The organism is Streptomyces lunaelactis, assembly GCF_003054555.1.
GTDB classification, from domain to species: Bacteria; Actinomycetota; Actinomycetes; order Streptomycetales; family Streptomycetaceae; genus Streptomyces; species Streptomyces lunaelactis.
In genome coordinates, this window is record NZ_CP026305.1 from 52,332 (window position 1) to 77,691 (window position 25,360).

The 25,360-nt window shown below is 70.1% G+C and carries 21 protein-coding genes and 1 pseudogene; 9 read left to right on the forward strand and 13 right to left on the reverse strand.

Annotation, left to right across the window (positions count from 1 at the left end; genetic code table 11):
• Positions 1 to 43: 43 nt before the first annotated feature.
• From SLUN_RS38525 to fabG, 5 genes are all read right to left on the reverse strand, one after another.
• The gene (locus SLUN_RS38525; RefSeq protein ID WP_108155209.1) at positions 44 to 823 is read right to left on the reverse strand and encodes a thioesterase II family protein; all 780 of its coding nucleotides are present in this window, start codon (positions 821 to 823) and stop codon (positions 44 to 46) included.
• Positions 824 to 1,232: 409 nt separating this feature from the next.
• Positions 1,233 to 2,009 carry an ABC transporter permease gene (locus tag SLUN_RS38530; protein ID WP_108155210.1) on the reverse strand — a complete coding sequence of 259 codons (777 nt, stop codon included), beginning with the start codon at positions 2,007 to 2,009 and terminating at the stop codon, positions 1,233 to 1,235.
• The gene (locus SLUN_RS38535) at positions 2,006 to 2,977 is read right to left on the reverse strand and encodes an ATP-binding cassette domain-containing protein (RefSeq protein WP_108155211.1); all 972 of its coding nucleotides are present in this window, start codon (positions 2,975 to 2,977) and stop codon (positions 2,006 to 2,008) included. The genes SLUN_RS38530 and SLUN_RS38535 overlap by 4 nt, the downstream gene beginning before the upstream one ends.
• 80 nt (positions 2,978 to 3,057) lie before the next feature.
• On the reverse strand, positions 3,058 to 3,918 hold the full coding sequence (locus SLUN_RS38540) for a DUF4097 family beta strand repeat-containing protein (RefSeq protein ID WP_108155212.1): 861 nt from the start codon (positions 3,916 to 3,918) through the stop codon (positions 3,058 to 3,060).
• Between the two features lie 306 nt (positions 3,919 to 4,224).
• Positions 4,225 to 5,010, reverse strand: coding sequence for a 3-oxoacyl-ACP reductase FabG (gene fabG / locus SLUN_RS38545; RefSeq protein WP_108155213.1), 786 nt, complete (start codon positions 5,008 to 5,010; stop codon positions 4,225 to 4,227).
• A 311-nt stretch (positions 5,011 to 5,321) separates the two neighbouring features.
• On the opposite strand from fabG, the gene SLUN_RS38550 reads away from it, so the two are divergent.
• A complete protein-coding gene (locus tag SLUN_RS38550) occupies positions 5,322 to 6,179 on the forward strand; it encodes an AfsR/SARP family transcriptional regulator (protein ID WP_108155214.1) in 858 nt (285 codons plus the stop codon).
• A gap of 114 nt (positions 6,180 to 6,293) precedes the next feature.
• A complete protein-coding gene (locus tag SLUN_RS38555; RefSeq protein ID WP_108155215.1) occupies positions 6,294 to 7,175 on the forward strand; it encodes an SAM-dependent methyltransferase in 882 nt (293 codons plus the stop codon).
• 64 nt (positions 7,176 to 7,239) lie between these two features.
• Here SLUN_RS38555 and SLUN_RS38560 read toward each other — a convergent pair whose 3' ends face one another.
• The 4 genes from SLUN_RS38560 to SLUN_RS38575 all read right to left on the reverse strand — a co-directional run bounded on the left by SLUN_RS38560 (position 7,240) and on the right by SLUN_RS38575 (position 12,654).
• Entirely contained in the window at positions 7,240 to 7,566 is a 327-nt protein-coding gene (locus SLUN_RS38560) for an ArsR family transcriptional regulator (RefSeq protein ID WP_108155216.1), read from the reverse strand.
• Positions 7,567 to 7,945: 379 nt separating this feature from the next.
• Positions 7,946 to 9,319, reverse strand: coding sequence for a M14 family zinc carboxypeptidase (locus SLUN_RS38565; protein WP_108155217.1), 1,374 nt, complete (start codon positions 9,317 to 9,319; stop codon positions 7,946 to 7,948).
• A 325-nt stretch (positions 9,320 to 9,644) separates the two neighbouring features.
• The gene (locus SLUN_RS38570; protein ID WP_108155218.1) at positions 9,645 to 11,147 is read right to left on the reverse strand and encodes an amino acid permease; all 1,503 of its coding nucleotides are present in this window, start codon (positions 11,145 to 11,147) and stop codon (positions 9,645 to 9,647) included.
• Positions 11,148 to 11,301: 154 nt separating this feature from the next.
• Positions 11,302 to 12,654, reverse strand: coding sequence for a glutamine synthetase family protein (locus tag SLUN_RS38575; RefSeq protein WP_257153969.1), 1,353 nt, complete (start codon positions 12,652 to 12,654; stop codon positions 11,302 to 11,304).
• 230 nt (positions 12,655 to 12,884) lie between these two features.
• Between SLUN_RS38575 and SLUN_RS38580 the strand changes: the two genes are divergently transcribed.
• A complete protein-coding gene (locus SLUN_RS38580; RefSeq protein ID WP_108155220.1) occupies positions 12,885 to 13,457 on the forward strand; it encodes a MarR family winged helix-turn-helix transcriptional regulator in 573 nt (190 codons plus the stop codon).
• Positions 13,458 to 13,655: 198 nt separating this feature from the next.
• Positions 13,656 to 14,462: an acetoacetate decarboxylase family protein gene (locus SLUN_RS38585; protein ID WP_108155221.1), complete on the forward strand. Its 807-nt coding sequence runs from the start codon at positions 13,656 to 13,658 to the stop codon at positions 14,460 to 14,462.
• Positions 14,463 to 14,527: 65 nt separating this feature from the next.
• On the opposite strand, the gene SLUN_RS38590 is transcribed toward SLUN_RS38585, so the two are convergent.
• The 3 genes from SLUN_RS38590 to SLUN_RS41955 all read right to left on the reverse strand — a co-directional run bounded on the left by SLUN_RS38590 (position 14,528) and on the right by SLUN_RS41955 (position 19,394).
• Positions 14,528 to 17,068: a SpoIIE family protein phosphatase gene (locus SLUN_RS38590; protein WP_108155222.1), complete on the reverse strand. Its 2,541-nt coding sequence runs from the start codon at positions 17,066 to 17,068 to the stop codon at positions 14,528 to 14,530.
• A gap of 71 nt (positions 17,069 to 17,139) precedes the next feature.
• On the reverse strand, positions 17,140 to 17,910 hold the full coding sequence (locus SLUN_RS38595) for a gamma-glutamyl-gamma-aminobutyrate hydrolase family protein (RefSeq protein WP_108155223.1): 771 nt from the start codon (positions 17,908 to 17,910) through the stop codon (positions 17,140 to 17,142).
• The gene (locus tag SLUN_RS41955; RefSeq protein WP_108155224.1) at positions 17,907 to 19,394 is read right to left on the reverse strand and encodes an aldehyde dehydrogenase; all 1,488 of its coding nucleotides are present in this window, start codon (positions 19,392 to 19,394) and stop codon (positions 17,907 to 17,909) included. The genes SLUN_RS38595 and SLUN_RS41955 overlap by 4 nt, the downstream gene beginning before the upstream one ends.
• Positions 19,395 to 19,574: 180 nt before the next feature.
• Here SLUN_RS41955 and SLUN_RS38605 point away from each other — a divergent pair, with 180 nt between their 5' ends.
• From SLUN_RS38605 to SLUN_RS38620, 4 genes are read left to right on the forward strand one after another with little or no spacing between them, the layout of a single operon-like run.
• The gene (locus tag SLUN_RS38605) at positions 19,575 to 21,062 is read left to right on the forward strand and encodes an aldehyde dehydrogenase (RefSeq protein ID WP_254709817.1); all 1,488 of its coding nucleotides are present in this window, start codon (positions 19,575 to 19,577) and stop codon (positions 21,060 to 21,062) included.
• Entirely contained in the window at positions 21,055 to 22,029 is a 975-nt protein-coding gene (locus SLUN_RS38610) for a DODA-type extradiol aromatic ring-opening family dioxygenase (protein ID WP_108155225.1), read from the forward strand. The genes SLUN_RS38605 and SLUN_RS38610 overlap by 8 nt, the downstream gene beginning before the upstream one ends.
• On the forward strand, positions 22,022 to 22,870 hold the full coding sequence (locus SLUN_RS38615) for a fumarylacetoacetate hydrolase family protein (protein ID WP_108155226.1): 849 nt from the start codon (positions 22,022 to 22,024) through the stop codon (positions 22,868 to 22,870). The genes SLUN_RS38610 and SLUN_RS38615 overlap by 8 nt, the downstream gene beginning before the upstream one ends.
• A 38-nt stretch (positions 22,871 to 22,908) precedes the next feature.
• Positions 22,909 to 24,309: a pyridoxal phosphate-dependent decarboxylase family protein gene (locus tag SLUN_RS38620; RefSeq protein ID WP_108155227.1), complete on the forward strand. Its 1,401-nt coding sequence runs from the start codon at positions 22,909 to 22,911 to the stop codon at positions 24,307 to 24,309.
• Between the two features lie 17 nt (positions 24,310 to 24,326).
• On the opposite strand, the pseudogene SLUN_RS42195 reads toward SLUN_RS38620, so the two are convergent.
• Positions 24,327 to 24,833: pseudogene (locus SLUN_RS42195) on the reverse strand (DUF4232 domain-containing protein); the annotation flags it as partial.
• Positions 24,834 to 25,108: 275 nt separating this feature from the next.
• Between SLUN_RS42195 and SLUN_RS38630 the strand changes: the two are divergent.
• Positions 25,109 to 25,339 (forward strand): hypothetical protein, encoded by a 231-nt coding sequence (locus SLUN_RS38630; protein ID WP_159100459.1) that lies wholly within the window; start codon positions 25,109 to 25,111, stop codon positions 25,337 to 25,339.
• Positions 25,340 to 25,360 lie beyond the last annotated feature (21 nt).

Consider the following 25,360-nt stretch of genomic DNA (forward strand, 5'->3'; position numbering starts at 1 on the left):
GCCGCGGTCACTCGGCGGGCGCAGCGCGACCTAGGGCCCTGTCCTAAGGGGCCAGCAGAGTCTGCGAGAGGAACTCGAAGACCTGCGCATCCGTGCCGGCGTCGAAGAGGTAGAAGTGACCGCCCGGGTAGACGCGCATCTCGAACCCGGCGTCCGTGTGGTCGCCCCAGCCCTCGATGGTCTCCAGGGGCGCCCGGACGTCCGACTCGCCGACCATCGCGGTGATGGGGCTGTCGATGAGGGGGCCCTGCGTCATCGCGTGCTGCTCCCAGAGCGCGAAGTCGGCGAGCACGGTCGGGATCAGGGCGTCCATGGCGTCCTCGTCCAGGGCGACCTCCTCGTCGAAGCCGCCCAGCCTCATGACCTCGGCGCGGAACTCCTCCTCCGAGAGGTTGTGGATCTTCGGCCGCAGCGCGGCGGCCGCGGGCGAGGGCTGCGCGGACAGGAACAGGCGGTCCGGCCGGGGCCCGCCCTGCGCGTGCAGGAGCTGGGCCACCTCGTAGCCCAGCAGTGCCCCGCAGGAGTGACCGAAGAAGGAGAACGAACCGTTCAGGAGCGGGAGCAGCGCCTGCGTCACGTCCCGGACCAGAGGGCCGACCTCGGTGGCCGGATCCTCCAGGATGCGGTTCTGCCGGCCGGGCAGTTGCACGGCCACGACCTCTATCTCGGCGGGCAGTGCGTGCACCCAGTCGGCGAACGCACTCGCGCCGCCGCCCGCGTGCGGGAAGCAGATCAGTCGATGACGGCTGTTGGGGCGGCGGGCCCGCCAGATAAACGGGCTCTCGAGAACCAGGCCGGAGCTCCGGCGTGTTTGTGTAGTCATGACCCCTCGACGGGAATGAGGAAACGTTCGGCGGAATGCGAGAACGTTGCGCGGAACTCACCCGTCGGGCGAGTCCGGCGATGATGCGGGTGCGACATGGCGGCACCGTACGCATTAATTGCTCACAGATGCTATGAGCGCTCATCCCGGGGAAGCAAGGCATATTCGAACGAAAGAGCTGGAATTCATCCCCTGACCGGCGCAATCGGCTACCGTGTCCGGTCGCCGGGACAGTATTCAGCCGGTCATCGAGTCATATTCGATCCGAATTAAGCCGGTCGTCCATCGATATTCAGTCGGTCGTCGAGCCGTATTCAAGCCGGCCACCGAACGACCGAGAGGGCCGCCAGGCTCACGCCCGGACAGCCCGTCATCGGATCTTCATGTGGTCATCTGCTGCATGTGGGTTCTAGCGCTTGGCGAAGGCCGACCGTGCCCAGAGGTAGCCGAGGAGGCTGAGGCCGATGCCCCATGCGAGGGCGATCCAGGCGTTGTTGCCGATCTCGGTGCCGAGGAGCAGTCCGCGGAGCGTCTCGTTGATCGGGGTGAAGGGCTGGTACTCGGCGAACCAGCGCAGGCCGGCCGGCATGGACTCGGGGGTGACGACGGCGCTGCCGAGGAAGGGCAGGAACGTCAGCGGCATGGGGGCGTTGCTCGCGGCCTCGACGGTCTTGGCACCCAGGCCCATCGCGGCGGAGACCCAGCTGAGGGAGAAGGCGAGCAGGGTGAGGATGCCGAGGGCGGCGATCCACTCGACGAGGTTGGCGTTGGGGCGGAAGCCCACGGCCAGGGCGACGCCGATGACGAGGACGAGGCTGATCAGGGTCTGGATGACGTTGCCGACGACATGGCCGGTGAGCACGGAGGCACGGGAGATCGCCATGGTGCGGAACCGGTTGATGATGCCTTCGGTCATGTCGGTGCACACGGACACGGCGGTCGAGATGGCGCCGGACGTCACGGCCATCAGGATGATGCCGGGAACGACGTAGTTGGTGTAGTCGCCCCGGTCGCCCGCCCCGATGCCGTTGCCGAGCGCGCCACCGAAGACGTACACGAACAGCAGCAGCATCAGGATCGGCATGGCGACGATCGAGATCGTCATCGACGGGTAGCGCTGCGCGTGCTTGAGGTTGCGGCGCAGCATCGTCTTCGAGTCGCGCAGCGCGTACGAGGTGGTGCTCATCGAAGGCTCTCCTTCTGCGTGTTGGGCTGGCCGGTGAGGGCGAGGAAGACGTCGTCGAGATCGGGCGTGTGCACGGTCAGCGCCTCGGCCTCCACCGCGGCGCCGTCCAGTCGGTCGAGCAGGGCGCGCAGCGCCGGGATGCTGGCGTCGCTGGGGATCTGCAGCGTGAGCGTCTCGTCGTCGCGCGCGGCCTGGTCCAGGACGCGGGCAGCCGCGTCGAAGCGGTGCGCGTCCGCGAACCTGAGGCGGATGTGCCCGCCGGGGATGCGCCGCTTGAGCTCCTCCGCGGTGCCCTCGGCGACGATCCTTCCGCCGTCGAGCACGGCGATCCGGTCGGCGAGCTGGTCGGCCTCCTCCAGGTACTGGGTGGTGAGGAGGATGGTGACGCCGTCGGAGACGAGATTGCGGATGATCTCCCACAGGTTGCGGCGGCTGCGCGGGTCGAGGCCGGTCGTTGGCTCGTCGAGGAAGATGACGCTCGGCTTGCCGACCAGGGTCATGGCGAGGTCGAGCTTGCGCCGCATGCCGCCGGAGTAGGTGGAGGCCATCTTGCCGGCCGCCTCGGTCAGCTCGAATCGCTGCAGCAGATCGGCGGCGCGCTGCTTGCCCTCCCGGCGGGAGAGATGGTGCAGGTCCGCCATGAGGAGGAGGTTCTCCTCGCCGGTCAGCAGACCGTCCACCGCCGCGAACTGGCCGGTTACGCCGATCGAAGCGCGGACGGCGTCCGGGTTCCGGTCCAGCGCGTACCCCGCGACCTGCGCCTGGCCGGCGTCGGCGGAGATGAGTGTGGAGAGAATCTGGACCGTGGTGGTCTTGCCGGCCCCGTTCGGACCGAGCAGCGCGAAGATCGTTCCTTCGGGGACCTGAAGGTCGACTCCGTCGAGTACGACCTTGTCGCCGTATGCCTTGCGCAGCCCGAGGGCGGTGATCCCCTTGGGCGGGGCGGTCAGTTCAGTGGTGGTGGTCATCGTGCCCCCTCCTTTCCTTGGTTTCTGTACGCGGTTTCTTTGCTGCGGTTCTTTGCTGCGGTGTCGCTACGGCCTGGTTCTCACTTGCTGTTCTTGACGAGTCGTGAGCTGTGCGCGCGGTGGACGACGATGTCGCCGCTGTAGGTGCGGACGTAGACGTCGACGGTCGCGCCGACCTCGCCGGTCCCCTCGGCGGAGTCGAGGAGGCGGTGCACCGTGCCTGCCTGGGCGTTGGCGTCGAGCCAGGCGGCGGTGCCCTCGGGGATGCCGACCTGGATGTTGCCGGTCTGGGTCCTGAGGTCGACCCGGCCGTGGGCCTCCTCGATGGAGACGTCTCCGATGGCGCTGGTCGAGGTGACCTCGGCGAGTGCGCGGCCGATGGCGATGTTGCCCTCGGCGACCTTCAGCTGCACCGGGCCGGTGACCGACTCGACCTGGGTGTTTCCGCCGGCGTTCTTGATCGCGGCCGTACCGTCGATCGCGCCGATCCGCAGCTCGCCGTTCCCGGTGGTGATCTCGGCGTCACCCGCGCGGTCCACGGTGATGTCGCCGTTCTGGGTGCGCAGTTGCACCGCGCCCGCCTGGTCGATGCGGATGTCGCCCTCACTGGTCGTCAGGCTGCACGCCCCCACCGGCCCCTCGGAGACGAAGTCGCACCGCGCCGCGGTGCCGTTGAGCTGCGAGCCCCGCGGAAGCGCGATCTCCACGCGGACGGAGCCGGGGGCGCCCTTCACCTTGCCCTTCGGCGTCTTGACCAGCAGCTTGCCGTCCGTGTACCCGACGCGGGTCTGCTCCGCCGCCTGCACGTCGGCCTCGCTGCCCGCGGAGGTCGGGTACACCTCGACGACGGTGTCGGCGCGGTCGCCGGAGGTGATCTTGGCGCTGCCGGCCTCGATCTGGATCGTGGCGGTGATCGGCTTCGGGGTCTCGAAGGTAGGCATGGCTTCCCCATCCAAAGTCTGTTTGGCGTCCCCGCTGGTGGGACGGGTGACGAGTGGTTCCGGCAGGCGTGTGCTGTTCGCTCTTCCGCACACTGCACGGTGCAACGCACAGTGTTCGCAAGCGGTCCGGCCTCTGCGGTGCTGAGGTCGTGCCGCCATCATGGCACAGATGTGGCGCCATGGCGAGCCATTGTGATGCCACTAGTGGCACACCTGGTGTGGGAAGGGTGCGAGCGCGGCTCGGTGAACGGGGCCGGGTCAGGCCGAGGGGGACATCGGCGGCACCATCTCCTTCACTGCCGAGGCTCAGAAGTTGCCCAGTCCGCCGCAGACGTTGAGCGCCTGCGCGGTGATGGACGCGGCGCTGTCCGTGGTCAGATAGCCGACCAGGCCCGCCACCTCCTCCGGGGTCGAATAGCGGCCGAGCGGGATCTGCGCCTCGAACTGCTCCTGTACGAACTCCTCCGTGGTGTCCCACGCCGCGGCGTAGCCCTTGCGGACCCGCTCGGCCATGGGGGTCTCGACATAGCCGGGGCAGACCGCGTTGACGGTGATGCCACGGGGCGCGAGCTCCTTGCCCAGCGCCTTGGTGAACCCGACGACGCCGTGCTTGGAGGCGGAGTAGGGGGCGCCGAGCAGGACGCCCTGCTTACCGGCCGTCGAGGCGATGTTGACGATCCGCCCGTACGCGGCGTCAGCCATGCCGCCGTTCCTGAGCACCTCGCTGGTCACCAGGAAGACACCGTTGAGATTCGTGTCGATGACGTCGTACCAGAGCTCGTCGGCCAGGTCCGCGGTGGCACCGCCGCCGCTGCGGCCTGCGTTGTTGACCAGAATGCCGAGCGGGCCGAAGGTCTCGACGGCGGCGGCGACCAGGTCGGCCACCGACTCCCGGGAGCGGACATCGGCCCCGATGCCCTCCGCCTCGAAGCCCTCTTCGCGCAGATCCTCGACCGTCTGCTTGACCTGCTGCTCCGTCCGCGCGCAGATGAAGACCCGATGGCCGCGCCGCCCCAGATCACGGGCGACGGTCAGGCCTATGCCGGCCGTCGCGCCGGTGACCAGGGCCGTGGTCCTCGTCGTTGCCGTCATCGGATGAGCCTCCACGAGCCCGTTGGGGGGATTTGACGGTGCTCCGGCAACGTAGCCCGCGAGGTGAGGCGGCCCGCTGATCCTGTGGCGGCTCTGCGGCAGACCTCGAGCGGATCTCGAGCGTGGCCCCCCGCGGCCGCCCTCCCGACGCTGTTTCCTTCCTGCGGCGCGTTCGCCTGCCCCTCCTCATCCGGTTCTTGAGCGGCGTACAAGCCGTCGTCATTTCAATAGCGAGTGACGCAAGAGGCGCGCAATTCGGATAGCGGCGTACGCAGTTCACTGCGCGGCCCGATGATCAGGGGGAGTCGGAGTTGCTGATCAGACTCATAGGTCTCGTCACGATCGAGCACGAGGGTCTTCCCCCTCTGCATGTGTCGAGCGCCCAGGCACAGGCGGCTCTCGCCCGGCTGGTGCTGGAGCGCGACTCGGGCACCAGCCGGGAACACCTCGCCGACACCCTCTGGCCGGAAGGACTGCCCGACACCTGGGCCTCGGCCCTGCGCGGTGTGGTCAGCAGGGTCCGCTCCTACGTCACGAGCCCGCTCCAGAATCCTGGCGGGACACCCCTGATCTCGCAGAGCGGCCGGTATCTGCTGCGGCTGCCGGACGATGCCGCCGTCGACCTGGAGGCCGCCGAGGCAGCGGTCGCCGAGGCAGGGGCCGCCTTCGCCGACGGCGCGCACGCCGTGGCGCGCCGGCTCGCGGCGGGCGCCGTGGCCAATCTGCGCGGCTCGTTCCTGCCCGCCCACGAGGGTGAGTGGGCGGACGGCGTACGGGATCGAGTGGACGAACTGCGACTGACAGCACTGGAGCTGGCGAGCCTGTCGGCCTCGGAGCTCGGCGACGAGCACCACGCGCTGCGCTACGCCGAGGAGGCGGTGCGCCACGCGCCGTTCAGGGAGAGTGCCCACCGCTGCCGGATGACGGCGCACGCCGCCGCGGGCAACCGGGCGGACGCGCTGCGCGCCTACCACCAGCTGGGGCAAGTACTCGCCGAGGAGCTGGGCATCGACCCGGCGGCCGAAACCCAGGCCGCGTACCTGCAGTTGCTGCGCTCTGACGGGCCGACCCGGCCGCACCGCCCGTCGCCGTCGGGGCGGATGCCGGCCGACGCACTGGACCCGGTGCTCATCGGGGCCTTCGAGGCGCTCAGCCCGCCGCCGAGGTGACCGGCCCGGAGCGCTGACCGTCACCGGGGTCCGGGCCGTGTTGCGCATCTGTTGCGAGCGGCCCGGTTTCCTCGTTCCCGACAGCTCCATGCCACACGCGAGTTAGGGGCGAACATGACGACGGTGCCGGGCAGGTCGGTCCCCAAGGGCGACACCATCAGGCACCACGAGGTGAGTGACGCCTTCTACCGACTCCTCCTCGGCCCGACCATGGTGTGTTCCGGCGGGTACTGGGAGGACGGCGAAGGGCTGACCGAGACCCTGGACGAGGCCCAGGAGCGCAAGCTCGACCGGTTCGTCGAACTCGCCGGGGCCGCGGGCACCCGGCGGGTCCTCGATGTCGGCTGCGGCTGGGGCACCATGCTCAACCGGCTCACCGTCGTCCACGGCGTGGAGCAGGCCGTCGGCCTCACCCCCAGCCGCACCCAGGAGCAGTTCATCACCGGCTTCGGCAACCCGCGGATCTCGGCACGGGTGGAGAGCTGGGAGGACCACACGACGCAGGACCTGTACGACGCGGCGTTCTGCATCAACGCACTGGAGCAGGTCGTCCCCTCCGTGCTCGCGCCGCGCGAGCGCGCCGAGAGGTACCGGGCCTTCTTCTCCACGGTGGGTGCCGTGCTCAAGCCGGGCGCGCGGTTCGTCCTGCACACCATGACCGCCGAGACTCTGCCCGTGAACGGACGGCTGCTGGAGGACCTGAGGTTCCTGCGGCGCGCCGATTCTCCGTTCCACGCCGGCCACATCCCGCACCTGCACGAGCTGGCGCAGGCCGCCGACGGCCTCTTCGACGTCATCGAGATCGTCAACGAGCGCGAGTCGTTCGCGGTCGCCTGCCGCGCGTGGCTCCACCGCCTGGCTCAGTGCCGTGACGTGGCCGTTGTGCTGGCGGGTGAGGAGGTCGTGGCCCGCTTCGAGCGCTGCCTGGGCATCTTCGCGTACACGCTCGAGGACAAGTTCTTCAACAACTTCCGCGTCACCATCGCCCGGCGCTGACTGCCCTGACGGCGACGACGGGCTGAGAAGCGGAGAGGCGCCCGCCCTCCGCTCAGAGGTCGTTTCATCCTGTTGTTTCATCCCTGGATGAAACAACAGGATGAAACGACCTCTCAAGACACTGCCAGAGCGCGTCATCGTCACTGCGCCGGTACCAGCGGCGCCTCTCCCCCGCCGTCCGCGGCAGCTTCCGCGCCAGGCCCGCCTCCACCAAAGCCCGCATCGGGGCGTGGTAGACACTCGCCGGCACCTCCTGGGCGATTGCGAGATCGCCCAGGCACACCCCGCGTCCGTCCGCCGAGACGAGGGCCAGCATCAGCTCCGCCCGGTAGCGGTTGCCGAAGACCGGCACGGACGCCTCACGCAGTCGCTCCAAGACTTCTTGAGACATGATTCATGATTCGCTAATCACAAATCTGATGTCAAGAGGGCGGGAGTCGTGCCTTCGACGGGCAGCGGAGTCCAGAGGCTGCCATGCGGTGTTGTCGCCGCGGCCGGCGCCGCTACGGTGGCCCGGTGACTGTCGCGAACGACTCGGCGGGCGGCGCTGCCGCCAGCACCGGTTTCACCGTCTCCGTCGAACTGTCCATGGCACTGGCCGCTCAAGGGCCGCACGGTGAGCGGGCGTTGAACCTCCTGCGGGATGCGGCGGCAGTTCTGTCCGACCCGACCCGGTGGAACGCCCCGTACGAAGCCTCCGAGATCGATGCCACGAACGATCAGTTAGGGGCGGACCGGAAACGCCGGTCCGCCCCTTGCCCGTGGCGATGTCAGCTCACGGTGTATGGCGCCTTCGCGGCTTTCGCCGTGTTCAGCAGGGCCTTACTCAGGGTCGGCCAGTAGGACTCGCTGATGCACGAGTAGGCGGGCAGGAATCCATTGCAGGCGCTGTTCGTGGTGGAGCCAACCTCGACGGTGAGGCTGGGTACCCCTAGTTCGCCGTAGGCCCAGTCGTCGGTCCCGCCGGACGCGGCGTAGAGGAGTTCGCCGGGCTGCCCGTAGGTGTAGCCGGTGTCCTTGGCGAACCCTGCCGCGATGGCCCGAAGTGACGCGTCGTTGGGACCGTCGTCCGTCGTCCAGGCCCAGGGGAACAGCACCATTCGGATGTCGCTGTGCAGGCTGATGAAGATGCCCCGGGTGCTGGGCGAGGCCGCGTCGGTGACCTCCGGTCCACGGGTGTCCGGGTACAGCTTGCGGAACAGCCCTTCGAGGGCGGTGTTCTCCGGCTCGGAGTCCGCCGCGGGGCCTCGGTAGGCAGGGCTGCACGGGTCGCCGGAGGATCCGCCGGAGTTCCACTTGAAGCCGGCATTGCGGTTGAGGTCGACGCCGGACTGACTGTTGCCTGTGGGTGGGTTGGCGCAGGTCGTGCCGTTGTCGGTGTTGGCGTTCTTGCGTTGCAGGTACGGTGCGTCGCCGCCCTCCTGGACGATGTCGACGCCGTCCGGGTTGGCGACAGGGATCACCCAGAACTCTGTGGAGTTCATCAGCGAGGTGACGGCCGCGTCGTCGCCGTAGCTGTCGACGAGCTGGTCGATCCAGCGGCGGGCGATCTCGCCGGTCGCGATCTCGCGTGCGTGCACCTGGCCCACGACGACGTACCGCGGCTTGGGCGCTTTCGGGTCGAGGGAACAGTCCTTCTCGCTGGTGATGTGCGTGATGCAGATGGCCTTGAGCTCGTGTCCGCCCTTGCCCTTCAGCTTGCGCCACGACTTCCCGTAGTCGACCACCTTCGCGAGTCCGGGCTTTTGCCGCGCGACCTGCTCCATGTGCGCGTACTGGCCGTTGACGGTGAGGTAACCGCCGTAGTAGGTGCTGTCGGCGGCGTCGGGAACGTCCCACTGCACTGCGGGCAGCTCACGCTTGACGGTCGACCGGAACCCGAGCGCGGTCAGGCGCTCCCGCTCCGTCTCGCCGCCGAGCACACGCAGTCCGTCGGCGCTGCTGCCTTCCATGACGTCGAATCCCTTGCCCTCCAGCAGAGCCGCGTCCGCGGCCGCGTTGGAGCGGACGGGAACGCTCAGCTCGTACGTCGGCGCGGGGGCGCCTGAAGGAGCCGGTTCCGCGGCGCCGGTGGGGCCGGCCGCCAGGAATGCGGTGATGGCGACACCGGCCGCGAGCAGGGCTGTGAATGGTCTTCTGCGCATGAACCCCTCCTGGGTGTGCACGCCTCTTGTGCTGTGTCGACGACGCGTGAAGCTGGCGGCGTCACATCAAGGGCATTACGTTTGAGGCCAAACGATATGATTGAGCGATAGCCCGGTCAACAGTTCGGGGATACGTCTTGCGACTGCTCCGACCACCCTCGGGGAGGGCTCGTTCGGGCGCCATGACAGCCCATGCCGAACCGGCCGCCAGCCCCCTGAATCGTGTGGACAGGCGTCGTATCGACATGGTTGTGCGGCTCGTGTCCGCGCGGCCCGGGAAGTTCCGTCCGCAGGCTCGGCACTCGGTTCTGTTCGCCCCGGCGGGTCACTGCCGGGGCGGACGAGGACGTCGCGCCCGCGCGGAACCCGCCCCCCGGTCGGCGCGTCGGCCTCGCAGTTGGCGGACCCCAGCGACCAGCAGGATGGCAGCGGTCAGCGCGCCGGACGAGAACAACTGGGTCCGGGCGCCGGCGTCGGTGCACATCAGCACCAGAACGCCCACCATGCCGACGAGCGCGACCCAGGTCAGCCAGGGGTACCCCCACATGCGTACCGTCAGCTCCGTGCCGGGATCCCGCTCTGCCGCGCGACGGATGCGGAGTTGGGAGACGGCGATGGCGATCCACACCAGCAGAATGATGGCGCCGATGGAGTTCAGCAGGAACGGCAGTACGCGATCCGGTGCAAAGAAGTTGAGCAGCACGGCGGCGAATCCGAAGGAGACCGAGGCCAGCACGGCACGTCTGGGGGCTCCGGACCGGGCGAGCCGGAGCAGGGCGTGCGGGGCGTCACCGCGCTCTGCGAGCGAGAAGGCCATGCGCGAGGCGCCGTAGAGATTCGCGTTGAGCGCGGACAGCAGCGAGGTAAGCACGACAGCGTTCATCAGCGAGGCAGAGCCAGGTACGCCGATGTGCTGCAGGACGCTGACGAACGGGCTGGTGGCCTCGGAGGCGGAATCCCAGGGCAACAGCAGCACCATGAGCGCGATCGAACCGATGTAGAAGACGAGCAGCCGGACGATGACGGTACGGGTGGCCTTGCGGACTGCCTCCGACGGGTTGTCGGACTCGGCGGCGGCGATCGTGACGAGCTCCATGCCGCCGAAGGAGAACACGACGGCCAGCAGGCCGGTCAGTACGCCTGCGACACCGTGCGGCAGGAAGCCCCCGTGGCCGGTCAGATGGGTAAGCCCGACCGGGTCTGTATCGGGCAGCAGGCCGAACACCGCCAGGGATCCGAGGACCAGGAAGCCGACGACAGCGGCGATCTTGATCGCACCGAACCAGAACTCGAACTCGCCGAAGGAGCCGACGGAACACAGGTTCACCCCGGTCAGGACGGCCATGAACAGCAGCACCCAGCCCCACTGGGGCACTGCTGGGAGCCAGCCGTGGGCGATGGTGGCCGCCGCAGTCGCCTCCGCCGCCACGACCACGACGAGGAGCCACCAGTAGAGCCAGCCGACGGTGAAGCCGGCCCAGCAGCCGAGCGCCTTCTCCGCGTACACGGAGAACGACCCGCTGCTGGGCTGCGCGACGGCCATCTCACCGAGCATGCGCATGATCAGCACCATGAGCAGGCCGGCGAGTGCGTAGGAGACCAGGATGCCGGGTCCGGCGGTCTGGATGCCAGCGCCGGAGCCCACGAAGAGGCCAGCGCCGATGGCACCGCTGATCGCCAGCATCGTGACGTGGCGCCCCCTGAGGCCTGTCCCGAGCCGGGGCGCCGTGTGCGAGGGGCCCGAAGCCCTCCGGGACGGGTCGGCCGGTGGTCCGAGGGGGTTCGGGAGGGTCGGTTTCGCGTTTTCGGCTGATCTGGGGAGTGTCATGGTGCGTTCCGTTCGGTTCGGCGGGGAATGCGCAGCAGAGGAGTGCGGAGCAATACGCGGCCAGCCTGCACATGAATATTGTTTGATGCCAAACAAATACGAGATCACGCGGGCTCGGGAGCCTCGCGCCGGGGGCCCGGGGAGTGCGAGGCCGTCAGATCAGCTGGGCGTACTGGCGGAACTCCCAGTCGGTGACGTGCCGTTCGAAGCGGGCCAGCTCGTCCCGCTTGAATATCAGGAAGGCGTCGACGAAGGGCCTGCCGAGCACTTCTGTGAGTTCGACGTCGGCTTCCAGAGCGTCGAGTGCCTCACCGAGGCTCGTCGGCAGCTTCGGAGCGTTGGCGGGGTCGTAGCCGTAGCCGCCGGTTGAGGTGGGCGGCTCGGCCGCCGACCGGATCCCCAGTCCGACGGCGGCAACCAGTCCGGCGATGGCGAGGTACGGGTTCGCGGTGGCGTCGCCGAGGCGCATCTCCAGACGGGAGCCGCCGCCGCGCTCGGGCGGAATGCGCACCATGGCGCCGCGGTGGTCCAGGCCCCAGTCGATAAGCCACGGAGCCGTCGTGTCCGGGCCGAAGCGCTTGTAGGAGTTGACGGTCGGGTTGAACAGCGCGGCGAGCGCGGGGGCGTGGGCAAGCAGACCGGCGACGGCGTGGCGGGCCGCGACAGACAGGCCGGAGGGCTGCTCGGGCGCGTCGAAGACATTGCGGCCGTCGGTGTCGACCAGTGAGATGTGCAGGTGGAAGCCGGAACCACCGCCGTCGTTGAGGGGTTTGGCCATGAAGGTCGCCAAACGGCCCTCCGCGCGGGCGAGCTCCTTGACGGCGACCTTGAAGCGGAAGGCCCGGTCGGCGGCGTCCAGGGCCTCCGAATGGTCGAGGTTGATCTCGAACTGCCCACTGTCGTACTCCCGGTTGCCACCGGTCGCACCGATGCCGAGACCGTGCAGGTGGCGCAGCGTCCGGAGCAGGTGTCCGTCCGGGTCACCCTTGCGGCCGACGGTGTAGACGTTGCCGGGCGCGTCGGCGTAACGGCGCCAGCCGGTGGGCGAGCCCGGATCGGGGTCGAGCAGGACGTACTCCAGCTCGGGTCCCACCACCGGGACGAGGCCCTCGGCGGTCAGCGCCGCGGTGACCCGACGGAGCAGGTCGCGGGGCGACTCCGGGGCGGGCAGTCCGGTCGCAGGGTCGCGCGCGTCGCCGATGCACCAGGCCACGCCCGGTTCCCAGGGGAGCGGGACCAGGGTACTCAGGTCCGGCCGTACGGTGATGTCGGGCATGCCGGCGTCGAGGCCACCCGGGATGTCGGAGTGCTCACCCAGGGCGTCGGTGTGGTAGATCGCCCGGCAGAAGGCCAGACCGTGACCGGTCGCGTTGGGCAGGTGATGGAGGAGGATGTCCCGCCCGCGGTCGGCACCCATGAGGTCGGGGTAGATGATGCGCACGACGTCGATGCCCCGGGCGGCGAGGTCCTCGATCTGCTGGATCTGTTCGGAATGGTCAGTGCTCACCGCGGGTCTCCTCGGGTACGGGCAAGGCATGGTGGCACGTGAGGGGTTCTCGCCCGTATCACCATGGTGCACATGCGCTGTGCGCCTGGGCGGCCCGTGGGACGCTCCAGGGATTCATTTGAGGCCAAACGATATGAGGGGTTCGGGGCGGCCACAAGGGTTGGGCCTAAAATTTGAGTGCAAACGAAATATCGGGACGGCACGCCGCCCCGACGACCGAGAGGGAGTCCATGGCCGGCCATCGATCCATCGCCGAGACCGAGAAGGCGGTCCAGGCGAAACTGGGGACCTTCCAGCTGAAGCGCGAGCAGATGGCGGCCATCGCCAACATCCACCGCGCGGCTGCCGCCGTGCGCCAGCATCTGGAGAACTCGGTACTGCGGCCCGCCGAGGTGACCTGGACCGGATTCGTCGTGCTGTGGGTCCTGTGGATCTGGGGCGAGACGGAGACCCGGCACGTGGCGGAGGAGGCCGGCATCACCAAAGGCACCCTCACCGGCGTCGCCCGCACCCTGGAGTCCAGGGGCCTGGTGTCCCGCAACACCCACCCCGAAGACGGCAGGCGGGCGCTGCTCGCACTGACCCCGGAAGGGGAGGCGGTCATGGAGCAGCTGTTCCCGGCGTTCAACGAGGAGGAGGCCTTCGTCGCCTCGAAGCTCGACCCCGACGAGTGCCTGCGGCTCGCGGACGGCCTGCGCGCCATCGTCGCACAGCTCGAGGAGCACGGGGAGGAGCGCCGCCAGGAACTGCTCTCGGGGTCGGATCTCGCACCGCGGCGTTCAGGGCGGCGCCCGAAGGCCTGATCCGCCCCAGCACCCCCCGATCCCGACTCGACCGCTTGGCGGCCCGGCGTTCCCGCCGGGCCGCCAGGCGTTTTCTCGCGGATACGCGGCACTCCGAGCAACTCATACACCACGGAGGGACTTGCGGGAAGGGCACCCCACAGGCTTATCGTATGGACCCAAACGATTCACGATCGCAGCCTCACCGAAGGAGGCGCCATGGCCGGCGTCCGCGGATACTTCCACCCCAAGACCGCCACCGGCGGGTCTTCGCTCATCCCCTCTCCCCCGTGGCACTACTCCGGCGACCTGGTCACCGTGGAGTACCGGACGGACCCGGCACGGGTCGCCGAGCTGTTGCCGGAGCCGCTCGCACTCGCCGACGAGGACCCTGGCGCCGTGGCCCTGATCTGGGCGGACTGGCAGTCCTGCGGCAGCTCGAAGGAGGAACTGCTGGACCCGGTGCGCGCTCAGTACAAGGAGGCCTTCGCGGTGGTGCGCTGCTCGTACCGTGGCAAGACCTACTCCCGCTGTGTGTACATCTGGGTCGACAAGGACTTCGCCATCGCTCGGGGCTTCCACCAGGGCTACCCGAAGAAGCTCGGCTCGATTCACATGACCCGACCGCACCCCTATGGTCCCGCGCCGCGGATCGAGGCTGGCGCGTCCTTCGGCGCCACGCTCGCCGCCGCCGACCGCCGGCTGGCCGAGGCAGTGATCACCCTGCGCGAGCCCGCCGAGACCAACGGCTTCGTGAACGGCCATCCGATGGCCCATCACCGCTGGCTGCCCTCGATCGAGAAGGGCAAGAGACTGGCGCTGGACGAGCTGATCGAAACCGGTTCGGCGTCCTTCGAGGCCGGTCAGCCGTGGTCCGCCGACGCGGAGCTAGCCCTGTTTGAAGCCCCGACCGAGGAACTGGCGCGGCTGGAGGTGCACGAGCTGATCGGCGCCTACTACCGGCAGGTGGGGGTGTCCTGGGACGGCGGCACGCTGCTGGAGACCGGCACCTCGGGCGCCGAGTAGCAGCGCCGTGTCACTCGCCGCGTACGGCCCCGTGGGCGGCCGTACGCGGCGAGCGGCAGCGGCACTCACAGCAGTTCGCTCCAGTCGTCGTCCCCGAAGGCCGCCTCCACGCCGTCTTCACCGAAGGCCCCCTCGCCGCCCGAGAACGGCTGCTCGGCCCAGATGGTCTTGCCGCGGGCGTGGTAGCGGGTACCCCACAGCCGCGTGATCTTGGCGACCATGAGCAGTCCGCGGCCTCCTTCGTCGGTCTCGTGGGCGCGTCGGACATGCGGCGACGTACTGCTGCCGTCGGAGACCTCGCAGATCAGGTTGCGGTCGCGGATCATGCGCAGCCGGATGGGTTCCGTGCCGTAGCGGATGGCGTTGGTGACGAGTTCACTGACCACGATTTCGGTGGTGAACTGCAGGTTCTCCAGGCCCCATTCGGCCAGTTTCCGGCTCGCGAGGCCGCGTGTCCGACCCACCGCCTCGGGGTCGGCGGGCACGTCCCAGGTGACGTGCTGGTCCGAGTCCAGTCCATGCACGCGCACCGCCAGGAGGGCGACGTCGTCGTCCGGCCGGGTCGCCGGCAGCCGGCCGATCATCCGGTCGCAGAGGGCGTCGAGTCCGCCTCCGGGTGGTGAGGGGGCGGCCGATGTCCCGAGCGTGGCGTCGGAGAGGGCCTGGCACAGTGGCCCCGGTTCCGCGTCGGTGCTGCCCTCCCGGGGCCGCACCAGGCCCTCGGTGTAGAGGAGGAGCAGGTCCCCGTCGTCCAGGATCACCTCGCCGCTCTCGAACAGGGCCCCGCCGAGGCCGAGGGGAGGTCCGCCGGGCAGATCGAGCATCTCGACCTGGCCGTCGGCCGTGGCCCGAGCGGGTGGTGGATGCCCCGCGCGTGCCACGTGGCACATCCGGGACACCGGGTCGAAGACGACGTACACGCAGGTCGTGCCGGCCGCTCCACCCGCGAGCGCGTCGCCGCGCTCCCCGTACTCGTCACGGAAGCGTTTGACCTGGTCGTCGAGGTGCGTGAGCACTTCCTCGGGTGAGAGGTCGAGGTCCGCGAGTGTCCGCACGGCGGTACGCAGCCGGCCCATGGTCACCGCCGCGTGCAGACCCGGTCCCGGCACCTCTCCCACCACCAGCGCCACCCGGGCGCCCGACAGCGGTATCACGTCGAACCAGGCGCCCCCCAGCTCCGGCCGGCCGTCGGCCGGAAGGCGACGGGGAACCACCTCCACGGCTCCAAGGGCCGGCAGGTCCAACCGTGGGAGCAGGCTCCGTTGCAGCGCCAGCGCGGTCGTCCGCTCCCGGGCGTAGCGACGGGCGTTGTCGATGCAGACGGCGGCACGGGCCACGATCTCCTGGGCCAGCAGCACGTCGTCCGCGTCGAACGCGTGGGTGTGCCAGGTGCGGACGAACTCCACTGTGCCCAGTACGACGCCTCTCGCCGACAGCGGCACCAGCAGCCAGGAGCGGGCGTCGCCCTCGCGCGGCGCGGAGGCCGCGCGGGGATCGCTGCGCTCCAGGTCGGCCGCCAGTTGCTCACGCGTCAGCAGGAGGGGTTCGCCCTCCGCCATGACCCGGGTGAACAGGGCGTCGGCGCCCGGGGTGGAGGGTTCGACGGCCCCTGCCACCGCACCCTGCGGGCCGGTGGCGACAGCCGCCCGGCGCAGCGGCAATGCCTCGCCGGCCGGACCGGGCACCTGTTCCTGGCCGCCCGGCACGGGGTCCAACAGACTGACGCCCGCGTGGTCGGCGAAGACGGGGACCGCCACCTCGCATAGTTCCTGAGCGGTCCGCAGCGCATCGAGGGTTGTCCCGACCTGTGTGCTCGCCTCGTTCACGAGCGCCAGCCGCTCCCGGGCCCGGACCCGCTCGGTCACATCGACCACCGCATGGGCCAGCGCGATCACCTCCCCCGCGTTGCCGCGCAGCGGGAGGATGGACTCCGACCACACGTGTTCCCGGCCGGGGTCGGCGGGGGTGTGGCCGTGTACCTCAGTCCGGAACAGGGGTTCGCCGCTCTGCAGAACCTGTCGCTGCCGCGCCTCGAAGGCGTCCATGTCCATCAGTCCGGCAGGCGCGACCTCGGCCATCGTGCGCCCGGTGAAGTCCGCCCCGGCGAATCCGGTGGTCCGCCGCTGCGTGTCGTTCTGTGCCACGAAGCGGAGCTGCCGGTCGAAGACGTCGATGAGGAAAGGCGATTCGGCGAACAGGCCCCGCAGCAGCGCCGCCCCGAGTTCCTCCCGCCGTGCGGTCTCGGCGTCCGTCGCGCGGATCAGCCACTGCCGCTCACCGGCCGGGGACACCAGGAGATGCGCCCGCAGAGCGACCACGACGCCGTGTCCGCTCCGGTGACGCAGAACCGCCTGCCCGATCTCGATCACATCGCCTCTCCCCCACCGGTCGGCGAGTGCGTCGGCTTCCGGGCCGGAGTGCAGCAGATCGCCGCCGTGACACCCTCGTACCTCAGGCGCCGTGTATCCCAGCAGGCGCTCCGCCCCCGGGCTCCAGGCCGTCAGCACACCCCGCTCATCGAGAACGGCGTACGTCTCGTCGCCGGGCTCCGGCAGTACGCCGGCGGCATCGTGATATTCCGGGTCGTGAAATCGCGGGTCGTACATCGCAGCGCCCTAACTTCTGCGTGTGCGGGACACGTGTCCGTGGACGCGTGGCCCCTGTCACCGGTGTCCTTTCATTCGCGGTCGGGAGCCGCGTGCGGGTCCCGTACCGGCGACACCGGTCTGTGTCCTTCCTCGACGAGTGCCTCGAACAGCGCCCGGCTCGTCGCGTCCTCCGCGGTGGTGTCCTCGGGATGCCACTGGACGGCGAGCAGCCAGCCCGGCGCACCCGGTCGCTCCACGGCCTCCACGGTGCCGTCCGCCGCCCGCGCGGTGACGGTGAGGCCGCGGCCGAGCCGGTCCACGCACTGATGGTGGTAGCAGGACACGTCGATCTTGTCGTCGGCGTCGGCGGTGAGCCCGGCCAGCAGCGAGCCCGGTGCCACGGTGACGGGGTGGGTCAGGTGGCGGTGCTCGGTGGCCGGTCCGCCCATGTCCTGGTGCAGGGTGCCGCCCAGGACGGTGTTGACGATCTGGAGTCCCCGGCACAGGGCGAGCGTCGGCAGTGCGGTGTCCAGCGCGTGGCGGGCGAGCGCGAGGTCGAAGCCGTCCTGCTCGTGGTCCACGTCGTAGACATCCGGGTGCGCGTCCTCTGCGCTGTACCGATGCGGGGAGATGTCGCCGCCGCCGGGGAGCAGCAGCGCGTCGCAGCGCCGGAGGCGCCGGGCGACCTCGGCGGGGTCGGCCCGGCCGCCGGGGGCGCGGGGGTGCATCGTGAACGGCTCGCCGCCCGCCTCATAGACGGCTTCGAGCAGGGCGCGCGCGTTGACCTCGGCGGCGTAGCGGAGAGCGGACGCGGAGGCGGCGAGGCGGGCCGGTACGGCGATGAGCGGGCGGTAGGTCACAGCTGGATCCAGGTGGTCTTGAGCTCGGTGAACTTCTCCAGGGCGTGGGCGGACTTGTCCCGTCCGTTGCCGGACTGTTTGTAGCCGCCGAAGGGGACGTTGAGGCCGCCCTCCTCGTAGCAGTTGACCCATACGGTGCCCGCCTGGAGCCGGCGGGCCACCTGGTGAGCGGTGGACAGGTCGGCGGTCCACAGCCCTGCCGCCAGGCCGTACTCGCTGTCGTTGGCGAGGGCGACGGCCTCGTCGACCGTGTCGAAGGTCAGGACGGCCAGGACCGGGCCGAACACCTCGTCGCGGGCGAGGCGCATGCCGGGAACCACCCGGTCGAAGACGGTGGGCTGGAGGTGGAAACCGTCCTGGTCGGGCAGCGTGTGGCCGCCGGCGCGGAGGCGTGCGCCGTCCTCCCGGGCGGCGGCGATGTGCTTCTGGATGCTGTCGAACTGGAGGGCGGAAGCGATCGGCCCCATCTCGGTGGCCGGATCAAGGGGGTCGCCCACGCTCAGGGTCCGGGCGCGTTCTACGACGGCGTCCACGACGCGCTCGGCGATCGAGGAGTGGACCAGCAGCCGGGAGGGCGCGGTGCACATCGCACCGGAGTTGAAGAAGATGCCCCAGGCGGCGGTCGCGGCGGCGGTGTCCAGATCGGGTGCGTCGGGCAGCACGATGTTCGGGGACTTGCCGCCGAGTTCGAGCCAGACCCGTTTGAGGTTGGAGTCGGCGGCGTAGCGCAGGTAGTGGCGGCCGACCGCCGTGGAGCCGGTGAAGGCGAGTACGTCCACCTCGGGGTGCAGACCCAGGGCCCGCCCCGCAACGGGGCCTTGTCCGGCGATCACGTTGAGCGCCCCGTCCGGCAGGCCGGCCTCCGCGCCGAGGCGCCCGAGGCGCAGGGCGGAGAGCGGGGTCTGCTCGGAGGGTTTGAGGACGACGGTGCAGCCGGCCGCGAGAGCGGGTGCGATCTTCCAGGAGGCAAGGGTGAGGGGGAAGTTCCACGGCGTGACGGCGGCGACCACGCCGATCGGCTCGCGGGTGACGAGGGCGAGGGCGTCGGAGCCGGTCCGCGGGGACTCGTCGTGGACCTTGTCGGCCAGTTCGCCGTAGTAGCGCAGGGTGTTGATCGTGGTGCGCAGCTCGATCTCGTAGGCCTCGGTGACCGGTTTGCCCATCTCCAGGCTGATCAGCAGGGCCAGCTCGGTGCGGTGCTCCTCGACCAGATCGGCGAAGCGCCGCAGCACCGCGCCGCGCTCGGCGGGTGACAGGCGGGGCCACGGGCCGTGGTCGAAGGCGCGGCGGGCGGCGGCCACCGCGCGGTCCACCTCGGCGGGCCCGGCGTCAGCGACCTCGGCCAGGACGCTGCCGTCGCGGGGGGAGACCAGGGGGAAGACGGCACCGCCGCCGGGGTCGTCGGCTCCCCCGACGAGGTGCTGGACGGGCGGGACGAGGGAGGCGGCCAGGGACAGCCACTCCGCGTGGGTGGTCGGGGGCATGCGCCCTCCTCGCAGTTTCATTTGAAGCCAAACGATAATTTCGTTTGAACTCAAATAATATGCCTCCCCCCTCCGCCATGGAAGGCCTTGACCGACCCGCCGACGCGGCCTAGTTTGTTTGGAGTCAAACGATTACCCATCGATCGACCGCCCGACCAACCGAACGACAGGAGCTCCGAGATGTCCGACCGGCACGACGGACCGGAGGCGGCCATGGCCGCCGGGGTCGCCGTGGACACCCGCCACTGGATCGGCGGACGCCGAGTCGCGTCCGCACGCACCTTCCCCGACCACTCCCCCATCGACAGCTCCCTGCTCGCCGAGGTGGCCCGCGGGGGCGCCGAGGAGGCCGCCGCGGCCGTGACCGCCGCCCTGGCGGCCTTCCCGGCCTGGGCCGCCACCAGCCGCGAGGACCGGGCCCGCGTGCTGCACGCGATCGCCGACGGGGTCGAGAAGCGCATCGAGGAGCTGGCGGCCGTCGAGACCGCCGACAACGGCGCGCTGCTCCGCTCGCACCTGCGGGGCGTCATGCCACGCGTCGCGCAGAACTTCCGCTTCTTCGCCGACTGGCTGCTCACCATCGATCGCGACGACTTCGAGACGCGCGGTCACAGCAACCACATCTCCTGGGACCCGGCCGGCGTCTGCGCGCTGATCACCCCGTGGAACGCACCCCTCATGCTGGCCACCTGGAAGATCGCCCCGGCGCTCGCCGCCGGGAACACGGTCGTCCTCAAGCCCGCCGAGTGGTCGCCACTCACCGCGTCCCTGCTCGCCGACATCGCCGCCGCGGCCGGGCTCCCCGCCGGGGTGCTCAATGTCGTCCAGGGGTACGGCGAAGAGGTCGGCGCCGCCCTGGTCTCCGACCCGCGGGTGGCCCGCATCGGCTTCACCGGCTCGGTACCGACCGCCCGGCACATCGCGGGCGCGGCTGCCGCCAACCTCGTCCCCGTCAGTCTCGAACTCGGCGGCAAGTCGCCGCTGCTGGTGTTCGCCGACTGCGACCTCGACCTCGCCGTCGAGCTGGCCGTCGAGCAGTACGACAATGCCGGCCAGGTCTGCCTCGCCGGCACCCGGCTGCTGGTGGAATCGTCCGTCGCCGAGGAGTTCACCCGGCGGTTCGTCGCCAGGGCGAGCGCGCTCCGCCAGGGGGACCCGCGCGAGGAGGCCACGGACATCGGCCCCAACATCCACCCCGAACACCTCGCCCGCGTCGACGGTTTCGTCCGGCGTGCGCTGGCGGCCGGGGCCCGCGCGGTCATCGGCGGCGGACCCCACAGCGAACTCGGCGGCCTCTACTACCGCCCCACCCTCCTCACCGACGTCGCCCCCGACGCCGAGATCGTCACCGAGGAGGTCTTCGGCCCCGTGCTGACCCTCCAAACCTTCGACACGGAGGAAGAAGCTGTCGCGCTCGCCAACAGCACCCGCTTCGGGCTCGCCGCGACCGTCGTCACCAGCGACGTCGCACGCGCCGACCGGGTCACGGGGCAGCTGGTCGCCGGCACGGTCTGGGTCAACTGCTTCTTCGTACGGGACCTGCGGGCCCCCTTCGGCGGCGCGCGCCAGTCCGGCGTCGGCCGCGAAGGCGGCGACTGGAGCTTCGACTTCTACTGCGACATCAAGAACACCGTCACCGCTCCGAAGGGATGGCAGCACCGTGGGTGACATCGTCGGGGCCGGAATCCTCGCCCACGTGCCCACGATCATGCTCCCCGAGGCCGTCCGCAGAGAGCTGAACCACGGCGAGGACACCACGCTCGTCGCCGGACTCGAGCGGCTGCGCCGCGAAGTGTTCGAGAAGGCCGACTACGACACCGTGGTGGTGCTGGACTCGCACTGGGCGACCACCGTGGAGTTCGTCGTCACCTCGCACGACCGCCGCGCCGGACTGTTCACCTCCGAGGAACTGCCCCGCGGGATGTCCCGCATCCCGTACGACTTCCCCGGCGACCCCGAACTCGCCCACGCGATCGCCGCGCACGACAACAGGCACGGCACCTGGATCACCCCGATCGACGACCAGTACCTCCCCATCTACTACGCCACCGTCAACCTGTGGAAGTACCTCGGCGTCGAGGGCAAGCGCTGGATCTCCCTGGGCGTGTGCCAGACCGCGGACAGCGAGGACTACCTGCGGCTGGGCAGGGCGATCGCCGACGGCATCGCCGCCACCGACCGCAAGGTTCTCTTCCTCGCCTCGGGCGCGCTCTCCCACACCTTCTGGCCGCTGCGCCAGATCCGCGACCACGAGGCCAGCGACCCCGCCCACATCTTCACGCCCGAGGCGCGCGCGGCCGACGAGCAGCGCATCGCCTGGTTCGAGCAGGGACGCCACGACCGGGTCCTTGAGACCATGCCGGAATTCCTCACGTACAAGCCCGAAGCCCGCTTCGGGCACTACCTCACCCTCGCCGGAGCCCTCGGGGAGGAAAGCCTCACCGCTCCCGGCCGCCTGTTCAGCGCGTACGAGAACTCGGTCGGCACCGGCCAGGTCCACATCTGGTTCGACCGGCCGGAGGCCGGCTGGACCGCGCCCCGCACCACCGACGTGCCGGTCGACGACCCTCACCACGACATCGACCCCGACCACCACGTCGGCCCCCACCAGGACCGGGAGTCCTTCCATGCCTGAGTACCGCCGCATCCTCCTCGACGGCGCCGTCCTCGACGTCCTGCGTGACGGAGCGGAACTCGTGGCCGCCGACGGCCGCCGTGTGAAGGCCGCCGACGCCCACCACCTGCCGCCGGTCGTCCCCTCCAAGGTCGTCGCGGTACACCTCAACCACCGCAGCCGGGTCGAGGAGTTCCAGACCTCGCTGCCCCCCGCGCCCACCTACTTCCACAAGCCCACATCGGCGCTCAACTCGCACGGAGGAGCGATCGTCCGCCCCGAGGGATGCCAGTACCTCAACTACGAGGGCGAGGTGGCCATCGTCATCGGCCGCACCTGCCGCAACATCTCCCCCGCCGAAGCCGGTCACCACATCGCCGGATACACGATCGCCAACGACTACGGACTGCACGACTTCCGCGACACCGACGCCGGTTCCATGCTCCGCGTCAAAGGCTCTGACACCCTGTGCCCGCTCGGCCCCGGCCTGGTCACCGACTGGGACTTCCGCGGGAAGCGGCTGCGCACGTACGTCAACGGCGAGGTCGTCCAGGACGGCTCCACCGACGAGATGGAATGGGACATGCACTACCTCGTCGCGGACATCGCCCGCACCATCACCCTGTATCCGGGGGACGTGCTGCTCTCCGGCACGCCCGCCAACTCCCGCCCCGTGCGGCCCGGCGACGTCGTCGAGGTCGAGGTCGAGGGCCTGGGGAAGCTCACCAACCACATCGTCACCGGCCCGGTCCCGGTCCGCACCGACTGCGGGGCGCAGCCCACCGCGTCCGACGAGGTGCTGTCCACCGCCTTCGGCGGCGACTGGGAGTTCCGCGGCGTCCGTCGGCCCCAGCTGCCCTGACCTCGCCCGTTGCGCACCCTCTGAAAGGAGCTGTCCCCATGGATCTGAGCTACTGGCTGGCAGAGGCCGTGGCCTCGAACGCCGACTGGGCAAACACCTTCGGCCCGTACCCGGAGCATCCGGCACTCGCGGTGGACGACGCCCGGTTCGGCCAGGCCTTCGCGGACTTCACCGAGCGTCTCAAGGACAACTACCCCTTCTTCCACCCCCGCTACGCCGGCCAGATGCTCAAGCCGCCGCACCCGGCCGCGGTCGTGGGATACCTCAGCGCGATGCTCATCAACCCCAACAACCACGCGCTGGACGGCGGCCCGGCCACCGCGCAGATGGAACGGGAGGCCGTCCAGCAACTGGCCACCATGTTCGGCTACGACACTCACCTGGGGCACCTCACCACCAGCGGCACCATCGCCAACCTCGAAGCCCTCTTCGTGGCCCGGGAGCTCCACCCCGGCAAGGGTGTCGCGTACAGCACCGAGGCCCACTACACCCACGGGCGCATGTGCAAGGTCCTCGGGGTGGAGGGTCACCCGGTTCCGGTGGACGACCGGGGCCGCATGGACCTGGACTCGCTGGAGGCGCTGCTGCGCACCGGCCGTATCGGCACGGTGGTACTCACCGCGGGCACCACCGCGCTCGGCGCCGTCGAGCCGATCGACGAGGCCTTGGCCCTGCGCGAGCGGTACGGCGTGCGCATCCATGTCGACGCCGCCTACGGCGGGTTCTTCGTCCTGCTCGCCGACGCGCCCGGCCCCGAAGGCCTGCCCCTGGCACCGTGGAAAGCCATCGCGGAGTGCGACTCCATCGTGGTCGATCCGCACAAGCACGGTCTCCAGCCCTACGGCTGCGGCGCCGTCCTGTTCCGCGACCCGGCCGTCGGCCGCTTCTACCTGCACGACTCGCCGTACACCTACTTCACCTCCGACGAGCTGCACCTCGGCGAGATCAGCCTCGAGTGTTCCCGCTCCGGCGCCGCCGCGGCCGCCCTGTGGCTCACCTTCAAGCTTCTGCCGCCCACCTGGGAAGGGCTCGGCCAGGCCTTGGCGGCCGGTCGGCGGGCTGCCATGCGCTGGGCGGAGCTGATCGAGGAGTCGGAACGGCTGGACCTGTACCAGGTGCCGGAACTGGACATCGTCACCTACTTCCCGGTGACCGAGCCCCTCACCCTGTCCACGATCGACGAGGCCAGTACGCAGATCCTGCGCGCCGGCATGACCGACACCGCGGACCCCGTCTTCCTGAGCACCCTCCGCGTCGGCGCCGACCGGCTGACCGCCAACCACCCCAAGATCGGCGCCGATGCCGACGGCGCCCGGATCCTGCGCAGCGTCCTGATGAAACCCCAGTCGGAGGAGTACGTTCCGCACCTGCACGCGCGCCTGGAACAGCTCGCAGGCGGCGCGCCGGGCGCGGGTGCCTCACCCCACCGGGGTGCGTGAGCGGGCGGCTGTTCCGCCGCGCGCTTCCACGGCCGGACGGCGAGGTTGCCGGTCGTGCCGAGGTCCAGTCCTGGCGTCACGACGTCCGGGTCGGCGCCTTCCTTAGCCCATACCCGGACGTAGGGGGCATTCACCGGCGTACCGAACTTGGTGGTGTTGCGCCACACCAGACCCGCGAGCGCCGTCTCGCCCGGCTTCAGGGTCACGGGCTCGGGCGCCTCGTCGAGCCCCGCCCCGATGGTGATCTCGCCGCTGCCCTTCAGGCACGGTGATGGCTTCGTGGGCGGTGGGGCGGTTGCGGCGGGACGGCGGGCAGCGGCACCGGGCGGGTGCCGTCGCACGCCGCCAGCCCCGCAGCCGATCAGGGTCAGCACAGGATGTGGCGCCGGGCTTTCGCCAACTCCGGCGCCAGTGGACGGTTGCACACCTCGCAGCGCAGGCCGCCCGCCGGTATGGGCGGCAGTGGCACGGGAGCACGGGAGCCGGTACCCGTGCTGCTCGTTCCTGGGACTCTCGCACGGCACGGGCGTTCCTGGCCTCGCTGTCCTTGCGTCGGGTCGCTTCCTCCAGCGCCTCCCGCTGGGATTCGAGCAACCGCTGGTGCAGGTCCTGCGGCAGCACCGCCCCGCCTGACCCAAGGCCCAGTGCGTGAAGTGGCATCGTTACCCGCCCCAGCTCGTCCAGCGCACACGGCGGGTGGTGCAGCCCGAACACCGACAGGTCCGGGACCTGCCACCACTGGTGCCCGCGCGCGTGCGCCCGGCCCAGCGACGTGGCCGCGGCGAAGGGGCTTCCGCCGGTGACCTGGGACAAGACGTGGGGCTACCGGATGCTGGATGATGCGCCGGAGGTCTGGATCGGCTACAAGCGGGCGTTTTTCGAGTCCGTCCATCACCGGGTCGCCAACTTTATCGCCGGGATCCTCCTGCCGCACCAGAAGAAGAAGCCCGACGATCCCTACATCCGCACGGTCATGGCGCAGATGGGCGCGATTGAGTCCACCCTGCACCTTCTCGCCAGCCTGGAGTGAACCCCCGGAAAGGCAACGGGC

Bases quoted from the DNA above. Each gene is read 5' to 3' on its own strand.
- SLUN_RS38525 (WP_108155209.1), bottom strand. From the start codon at position 823: ATGACTACACAAACACGCCGGAGCTCCGGCCTGGTTCTCGAGAGCCCG.
- SLUN_RS38530 (WP_108155210.1), bottom strand. From the start codon at position 2,009: ATGAGCACCACCTCGTACGCGCTGCGCGACTCGAAGACGATGCTGCGC.
- SLUN_RS38535 (WP_108155211.1), bottom strand. From the start codon at position 2,977: ATGACCACCACCACTGAACTGACCGCCCCGCCCAAGGGGATCACCGCC.
- SLUN_RS38540 (WP_108155212.1), bottom strand. From the start codon at position 3,918: ATGCCTACCTTCGAGACCCCGAAGCCGATCACCGCCACGATCCAGATC.
- fabG (WP_108155213.1), bottom strand. From the start codon at position 5,010: ATGACGGCAACGACGAGGACCACGGCCCTGGTCACCGGCGCGACGGCC.
- SLUN_RS38555 (WP_108155215.1), top strand. From the start codon at position 6,294: ATGACGACGGTGCCGGGCAGGTCGGTCCCCAAGGGCGACACCATCAGG.
- SLUN_RS38560 (WP_108155216.1), bottom strand. From the start codon at position 7,566: ATGTCTCAAGAAGTCTTGGAGCGACTGCGTGAGGCGTCCGTGCCGGTC.
- SLUN_RS38565 (WP_108155217.1), bottom strand. From the start codon at position 9,319: ATGCGCAGAAGACCATTCACAGCCCTGCTCGCGGCCGGTGTCGCCATC.
- SLUN_RS38570 (WP_108155218.1), bottom strand. From the start codon at position 11,147: ATGACACTCCCCAGATCAGCCGAAAACGCGAAACCGACCCTCCCGAAC.
- SLUN_RS38580 (WP_108155220.1), top strand. From the start codon at position 12,885: ATGGCCGGCCATCGATCCATCGCCGAGACCGAGAAGGCGGTCCAGGCG.
- SLUN_RS38585 (WP_108155221.1), top strand. From the start codon at position 13,656: ATGGCCGGCGTCCGCGGATACTTCCACCCCAAGACCGCCACCGGCGGG.
- SLUN_RS38590 (WP_108155222.1), bottom strand. From the start codon at position 17,068: ATGTACGACCCGCGATTTCACGACCCGGAATATCACGATGCCGCCGGC.
- SLUN_RS41955 (WP_108155224.1), bottom strand. From the start codon at position 19,394: ATGCCCCCGACCACCCACGCGGAGTGGCTGTCCCTGGCCGCCTCCCTC.
- SLUN_RS38605 (WP_254709817.1), top strand. From the start codon at position 19,575: ATGTCCGACCGGCACGACGGACCGGAGGCGGCCATGGCCGCCGGGGTC.
- SLUN_RS38615 (WP_108155226.1), top strand. From the start codon at position 22,022: ATGCCTGAGTACCGCCGCATCCTCCTCGACGGCGCCGTCCTCGACGTC.
- SLUN_RS38620 (WP_108155227.1), top strand. From the start codon at position 22,909: ATGGATCTGAGCTACTGGCTGGCAGAGGCCGTGGCCTCGAACGCCGAC.